Below are 840 nucleotides of genomic sequence, written 5' to 3' on the forward strand. Positions count from 1 at the left end.
TGCTCCAGGCTTCGCCTTGCGCGTTAGTGGGTACGATACGTACTTTTTAACACGAAAATACATACGCTTGGGATTCGTTTTTATTCAAACGACAGCTATCGCTATGAAAAACGTATTTACTCCATTTGAAGAACAAGACCCATTCAGCCTAACCCATCGAATAAGACGAGAGGTGGTTAATACACTTGTCATTACTCACATGTTTTTCAGTTACCTAATTTTATTCGCTGGTTTAGTTTGGTGTATACCCCTCTTGGAGGAAGTCATTGACAAAGGAAGATTACCGATTGAATCAGACGCTAGATTTTTAAAAGGAATCACCGTACAGATTAGCATGATAGCTATCATCCTTGGCGGATACGGTAGTGTATTCTGGGGCTTATTGACTGCTACCATCGTATGGGTAAAAGAAATCAGAGTTCGCCTTAATGCTTTAAAGGTTGGACTGATCGGGCTGGTTTTGAATATCTTGCTATTCTATTTATACTTCTTCAGTGAAGTCGGGCAATGGATTTTAGATTAGCGGTCTGCCTTTGGCCTGCTCTCCCATAGGTCAACTAACAAAAACAACACTGCTCCCCCGACCAGCAATCAGTAGCGTCCCGCAGGGCGCTATTGCTCATGTTTTTTTTGGGGCATTAGTTTATTTTTTCAAATAAGATGTCTTTCACAGTCCCTTCAGAGGCAACCACAAAAGAAACTACCTTCCCATTTTTACTGCGGATAAAGGTGTACTTTGTTCTCCTGTTCGCCCCAAATGTATCTCTCGCACCTTCTTTAATCAGGATGCCTTCATTGTTGGGATAACCTAAAATCAAGGGCGGTGTGTCAGATGTAATG

2 protein-coding genes are annotated in these 840 nt (G+C 41.9%); one reads left to right on the forward strand and one right to left on the reverse strand.

What is annotated here, in order from left to right:
• A partial coding sequence (locus ACRBG0_RS03010) for a hypothetical protein (RefSeq protein ID WP_431485449.1) occupies positions 1–523 on the forward strand: 523 nt, incomplete at its 5' end.
• Positions 524–638: 115 nt separating this feature from the next.
• On the opposite strand, the gene ACRBG0_RS03015 is transcribed toward ACRBG0_RS03010, so the two are convergent.
• Positions 639–840: hypothetical protein (locus ACRBG0_RS03015; protein ID WP_431485450.1), on the reverse strand; the 202-nt coding region annotated here is incomplete at its 5' end.

The organism is Lewinella sp. (assembly GCF_050633125.1).
Classification (GTDB): Bacteria; Bacteroidota; Bacteroidia; order Chitinophagales; family Saprospiraceae; genus Lewinella.